We start from the raw sequence: 6,688 nt of genomic DNA, 5'->3' as shown, positions 1-6,688 counted from the left end.
TAGCTATCACTCGCCCGATTAATCAATTAAAAGCAGGCGTTGAAAAAATCACAAATGGTGATTTGACTGTCCAAGTAAATGTACAGACAAAAGACGAAACTGGGCAACTTGCTCAACTATTTAATAATATGGTGCATCAATTAAGAGGTATTATTTCAACTGTAAATCAGTCCTCTAACAATGTATTAAGCTCGAGTGAAAATTTAAGTGCTGTTTCAGAAGAAACCCAAGCTTCCAGCGAACAAATAGCAACTGCCATCACTGAAATATCGACGGGGGCTAGTCATGCTGCTGAAGACGCTGATAAGGCAAACCAATTATCCATTACATTGGGCGATGATATTCAGAGAGTATCAGTTAAAACGAAAGAAATGTTAATTCTTACTGAAGAAACAAATACTTTAAATACAAAAGGATTACGTCAAATACAGGAATTGCAAAACACAAATGAAGTCACAAATGGCTTTGTCACTTCTATGGGATCTGTTATTACGGAGTTAAACGAAAGAATTGCAACGATTGAAAAGGTAATGGAGACGATAACAGCTATTTCTACTCAAACGAATTTACTGGCATTAAATGCAAGTATTGAAGCTGCGAGAGCAGGGGAGCATGGAAAAGGATTCGCTGTTGTCGCGAATGAAGTTAAAACACTTGCAGAGCAATCTGTTTTAGCAACGGAAGATGTAAAAAAAATCGTTCAAGCTATTCAAGATAGTTCGAAAAAGGCCGTCGATGAAATGGATCAAACAGGTGAAATTTTCAATAAACAAGCAATGGTTATCCAGGATACGAACAATGCCTTTATACAAACCTCAACTTTAATTCAATCGATGGCGCAATCTATTGATGGTATAAGTGAGGACATCAAAAATGTGGCTAGTAACAAAGACTATGTACTAAATTCTATACAAATTATGGCAGGGTTGGCACAACAAACTGCTGCAGCTTGTGAGGAAGTAAATGCTTCAGCTGATGAACAAGCACGCTCCATTCATACGGTTGCTGAAGATGCAACTAATCTAACGACACTAAGTTATGAGCTTCAACAGGCAGCTAAGCACTTTAAAATTAAAGAAGAATAACTCGATGACAGGCACCCCATTTGGACATTTATCCATTTGTGGTGCCTGTTACTTATTTTTTATTATTTTTATAAAGCTTTTTTTCAGATTAGTGTTGATGCTATTAAATGCTTATTCTTCACAAACTTGGACCTTTTCATCAGAAAAAAAGAAACTTCAAACTATATTATCCAGTCTTTTAGATAAAGAAATAATTAAGTGTTAGCTGTAAGTTTTAAATGGGCTTTACTAAGCAGATTTTTATTCATAGATATCGAGTTTTTATAATTATATAGTATATTTTATGTGAAATTTTTGAATATAACTTTAAACCAGTAAATTAATCCAATGTTTATATATCTTTGATTGTATAAATTGGAAAAAATGGTTGACGCATAAATGATAATGATTATCATTGTTAATTAAGAGGGTTATTTTTGCAAAGAAAGGAGATTTTCACTACAAGGAGATGATGTATGTAGGAAAAATCATCTATACAGAGCGGTTGAATGATACAAATAGGTTCAAAGGAGAAGTTTGAATGATCTGAAAGGAGAACGTGACGAAAATGATACAAGTTCGATTATGCATATTTTTTAGTGTCTTTGTGGCAATGGTCGGATTAATGATTATCGCTCCTGTTATGCCTCCGTTAATACGAGAACTGGGGCTGAGTGAAACCCATTCGGGTTTAATTATTTCTTTAGGTTCTGTTGCGATGGCTATGATGGCTCCCATTTGGGGGAACTGGAGTGATCAAAAAGGAAGGAAGTTCGTTATCTTGATGGGCTTCCTAGGTATGTTTATGAGCTATGTGCTGTTTACTGCGGTAATGTATGCAGGATTGACGAAACTAATCAGCGGTAGCCTGTTAATCGTTTTACTAATTGTAGCACGTGCAATGGTAGGCATGTTTATTCCAGCTGTTCCGTCTTCTGCGCAGGCGTATATGGCGGATCTCACGGATGAACAAGGACGTTCTGCAGGAATGGCCTTAATCGGTGCTGCAAACGGATTGGGACTGGTGCTCGGTCCTGCGATTGCAGGGGCTTTTGCCTTCATCGGTCTGATTTGGCCGCTGTATATTGGTGCTTTGTTACCGCTCATTGCTTTTTTCGTAGTGCTTCTGCTGATTCCGGCCCAGAAACCAGTCTTTCAGCCCAAGCCGTCGGAGGTGAGCCCGTTTCAAAAAGGCGTTCGCCTATATTTATTCGCTGGGCTTGCAACGATGCTAAGTATAGTATCCTTGCAAGTGGTCGGAGGTTTCTACTTTCAGGATCAATTATCACTGACCACTCAGGAAACTGCTCGCATGGTTTCCTTTGGCCTGATGCTTAGCGGGGTTGCCATGATCATTACACAGGGATTGCAAGTGAAAAAGCCCAAATTGCAGCCTAAAACGCTGATTTTGATAGGATCGCTTCTGCTGATTATCAGTATATTGCTCTTTCTATTCGTTATCAGCTTGATCGGATTTTATTTAGCTTTCTTCTTATTTGGGGTTGGGGTGGGGTTGATGATGCCAGGCTTTATGGCAGGTGCATCCCTGTCAGTTACCCATGAGCAACAGGGGGGCGTTGCGGGTCTTGTGGCGTCGGTCCAAGGAGTTGCTGCTGTGATCGCCCCTATTCTCAGTACCACTCTTTACCAGTTGGATAAACATCTTCCCTTTGCTTTTGTCGCTGTAATTGTTTTACTGATGGCCATTACACTACTTACCGTGAAGAATAGAAAAACTAAAAGTAGGTCAGTAAGTTGGGAAGCCGGGGACTAGCAGTTTATTGTTGACAAACCAACTTTTGATAGCCGATGATTCCTTTAGCGATTGGAAAAAAAGTTTGCATTGACACTCGGGAGGACTTAGGGGAAATTTTAGAACGAAATACTGGAGAATCGCTAAAAGTCTTATTTTACGGAAAACCTCACAAACTCTTATTGGGTATAGAAAATTTATTAATTTAGTAATAGAATGCCAAGATATGAATATATCTTGGCATTCTATTCTTTTTTGGGTTAACACTTGCATAATAAAGTCATATGATTATAATATAAGTGAAATATTATATAAGAAAATGGTTATGTATCGAATTAAAGAAAGGACGATAATGGTGAATATTGAAGCAATGGCCATGCAATTAAAGGCAGTTAGTGACCCCAATCGACTTAAGTTATTATCTTATCTTAAAAATGGTGAAGTCTGTGTGTGTGACTTTGTCGATTTACTAAATATATCGCAGCCTGCTGTAAGCCAGCAATTGAAAAAGTTAAAAGAAGCAGGCATCATTTTAGAGCGACGAAAAGGAACTTGGAAACATTATCGATTGAACGATGTTCAAGAGCCATATATTCAAATGGTTCTTGATCAGCTTGAAGCTAAGCCTGTTGAGCATTGCTCCGATTGTTCAAAAACTGATTAGGTAGGAGGAAGAAGGATGGAAAATAAAAGCTTAACAAAGAAACTCTCCTTTTTAGATCGTTACTTAACGGTTTGGATATTTGTTGCAATGGCTTTAGGTGTATTAATTGGTGTGGTAGCACCGCACTTTAAAAATGTGTTAGATACGTTTTCAGTGGGTACGACTTCGATTCCAATTGCTGTTGGATTAATCATCATGATGTATCCCCCACTTGCAAAAGTTAAATACGAAGAGATGTGGCGTGTATTTAAAGATTGGAAAGTCTTATTACTATCTTTAATTCAGAATTGGTTATTAGGACCTGTATTAATGTTTTTTCTAGCTATTATTTTTCTACATGATTATCCCGAATACATGGCAGGTTTAATTATGATTGGATTAGCACGTTGTATTGCGATGGTAATTGTATGGAATGATTTAGCCCGTGGAGATAGAGAATATGTAGCAGGTTTAGTGGCTTTTAACTCCATTTTTCAAATCCTGTTCTATTCCGTATTTGCGTACTTTTTCTTAAACGTATTACCTGGTGTATTCGGCTTAGAAAATTTATCAGTATTCATCTCCATGTGGGATATTGCGAAAAGTGTACTCATCTATCTTGGTATTCCATTCTTTGCGGGTATGCTAACTCGTTACATTGGCTTGAAAGTAAAGGGGAAAGAATGGTATGAAACGAAATTCTTACCGAAGATTTCACCTCTTACACTAGTTGCCTTGCTCTTTACGATTTTTATGATGTTCTCCTTAAAAGGAGATAAAATTGTTGCTCTACCACTTGACGTGATACGTATAGCAATTCCTTTATTAATATATTTCTTAATTATGTTCGTTGTCTCTTTCTATTCTTCACGAAAAGCTGGAGCTTCTTATCCTGTTACGGCATCACTATCCTTTACTGCTGCAAGTAATAACTTTGAATTAGCGATTGCCGTTGCGATTGCGGTATTTGGCATTAATAGTGGTGAAGCTTTTGCGGCCGTTATTGGTCCACTAGTGGAAGTACCTGTATTGATTGCGCTCGTACATGTAGCTCTTCGATGGGAAAAGAAATATTTTAGAACGAATAAGTTATAAGTCAATAAAACAATACGACAGGTATTTAATCACCAGGAGGATGAAAAATGAACAACAAAAAGACGATTTACTTTCTATGTACGGGAAACTCATGCCGAAGCCAAATGGCAGAGGGTTGGGCGAAAAAGCATTTAAGTGATGTATGGAATGTAAAAAGTGCAGGACTTGAAGCACATGGCTTAAATCCAAATGCAGTGAAAGCCATGAAAGAAGTGGGGATTGATATTACGAATCAGACATCTGATGTCATAGACCCTACTATCTTAAACAATGCAGAATTAGTAGTGACACTATGTGGTCACGCAGCTGATCATTGCCCTGTTACACCACCGCATATTAAACGTGTTCACTGGGGATTTGATGATCCAGCGAAAGCAGAAGGAACAGAAGAAGAAAAATGGGCATTCTTCCAACGAGTACGTGATGAAATTGAAGCGCGTATTAAATCTTTTGCTGAAACAGGAGAATGACATGGCTATCATATTGCATGGATATGATTCTACTTCTTGTTGCTAAATGAGTTTAAAATAAATAAACCTGTCCGACTATTTTTGGAGGACAGGTTTGTTTTTGAATATTTGACTATTAATTATTCTTTTTCATTTAATTCTACAAGCTCAAGGATTTTGGAAGCTACATTCCTTTCTTTTCCTTGGTAGGGGTATGAATGTATATGGATAGCAGGATTAAAATTTAACTCAATGATTGCATAGGAGGATTGCTCATCATCTGAATTTTCTATCATCATATCCACTCCACAAATTTTTGCTCCCACTGCTTGTGATGCTTCAACCGCAATTTGTTTAAATAATTTTGGAACGTTATCTGTTACATCTATACTGTCTCCACCAGTTGAGATGTTAGAGTTCTCACGTAAATATTGTAATTCACCTTCAGGGAGAACTGATTGTATTGTAAGTTCTTTTTGTTGCAAGAAAAGTTTCATGTTTTCATCTATTTCTATCTTCTCTAATGGAGTTTTGTAACCTTTACCTCTTAATGGATCTACGTTTTTTTTGCTGATTAGTTGTTGAATCGTAGATATTCCATCACCTGTAACATTTGCAGGTACTCTATGCAAGACAGCAACTGTTTCATCTCCAATTATCAAGAATCGATATTCTTTTCCCTTAATAAAAGGTTCTATAAGGATAGTAGAATCTTTACCAAAAGCTATTTCTAAACCTTTGATTAAATCTGCTTCATTAGCCCCATTAGGAAAAATAGATATTCCTAAACCGAAATTTGTTGATTTAGGTTTTATCACTAGTGGAACCTTTATCCAATTACCAAGTGATTCCTTGGCAGTATTGACATCGAAAAACTCTTCTCCTCCAGGAACAACTATGTTATTTCTCTTAAGAATTTGCTTAGTCACACTTTTATTTTCCATTATTAATACAGCAACATACTGATCTTTACTAGTTTTGGTTGCTTGTTTAATGTACTGTGTATTTTTCCCTTTGGTTAATTCGATGAAATTCTCTTTTCTATCAAGTATTCTGAAAGAAATTCCTCTTTTAATGCTCTCTTTCAGAAGTATTTGAGTAGAAAGTTCCATATCCGTATAAGGTTTTAACTTGAAACGTTCCGAGAATGCTTCTTTTTTGTGTTTTTCTGCTAGTTCCATATGAGCTTTTATATAACCTTTTTCTTTGCAAAGATTAGCAAGACGATATGAATAGGTCTTTTGATAATTTTTTATTAATTCTTCCTTTTCTTTGAGAAGATTATAAAAGGGCAGCCCGTAGTGCTCATTCATCTCTAGAAGGTCATTTAAAATCTCCATTCCCCAACTTTGTAATGATATTTCCAATCCATTTTTAAGAAGATTCAATTCAAGGTTTTGTCCTTCAATAGCTACTTTTTTACTGTTTAATTCACTCTCAAGTTGCCAGTTATCATACAAAGACTCTTCTTTTTCTAAGCAATACAATAAAAAGAGATGGAAAAAATTTATATCCTCAACAGAAAGCCCACTCTTTACAAATGGATTGATATCGATTGTGCGAATCTCTACATATTCAATACCGTTTTTGAGTAAATTTTCAGCTGAGTATTGTGTTCCTTTACTTTTTAATCGTACTTGTGAATATAACTCCCTTATATCTTCAATTACACCTTTATCAATAT

The 6,688-nt window shown here is 36.4% G+C and carries 6 protein-coding genes; 5 read left to right on the top strand and 1 reads right to left on the bottom strand.

Features of this window, described 5'->3' with window-relative positions; translation table 11 throughout:
- The 5 genes from V7014_RS15245 to arsC all read left to right on the top strand — a co-directional run.
- Positions 1 to 1,085 (top strand): methyl-accepting chemotaxis protein (locus V7014_RS15245; protein WP_335508290.1); only part of this gene is annotated, 1,085 nt, incomplete at its 5' end.
- 547 nt (positions 1,086 to 1,632) lie between these two features.
- Positions 1,633 to 2,838, top strand: a complete 1,206-nt coding sequence (locus V7014_RS15240; protein WP_335508289.1) for an MFS transporter — start codon at positions 1,633 to 1,635, stop codon at positions 2,836 to 2,838.
- Between the two features lie 331 nt (positions 2,839 to 3,169).
- A complete protein-coding gene (locus V7014_RS15235; RefSeq protein WP_335508288.1) occupies positions 3,170 to 3,481 on the top strand; it encodes an ArsR/SmtB family transcription factor in 312 nt (103 codons plus the stop codon).
- 15 nt (positions 3,482 to 3,496) lie between these two features.
- Positions 3,497 to 4,555: an ACR3 family arsenite efflux transporter gene (arsB, locus tag V7014_RS15230; RefSeq protein WP_335508287.1), complete on the top strand. Its 1,059-nt coding sequence runs from the start codon at positions 3,497 to 3,499 to the stop codon at positions 4,553 to 4,555.
- Positions 4,556 to 4,602: 47 nt separating this feature from the next.
- Positions 4,603 to 5,025, top strand: a complete 423-nt coding sequence (gene arsC, locus V7014_RS15225) for an arsenate reductase (thioredoxin) (RefSeq protein ID WP_335508286.1) — start codon at positions 4,603 to 4,605, stop codon at positions 5,023 to 5,025.
- Positions 5,026 to 5,144: 119 nt separating this feature from the next.
- On the opposite strand, the gene gshAB is transcribed toward arsC, so the two are convergent.
- Positions 5,145 to 6,688 (bottom strand): bifunctional glutamate--cysteine ligase GshA/glutathione synthetase GshB (gene gshAB / locus V7014_RS15220; RefSeq protein WP_335508285.1); only part of this gene is annotated, 1,544 nt, incomplete at its 5' end.

Origin of the sequence: Bacillus sp. JJ722 (genome assembly GCF_036963345.1) — a bacterium.
Lineage (GTDB): Bacteria > Bacillota > Bacilli > Bacillales > DSM-1321 > Bacillus_AD.
This window is presented reverse-complemented; position numbering and strand designations above follow the sequence as displayed.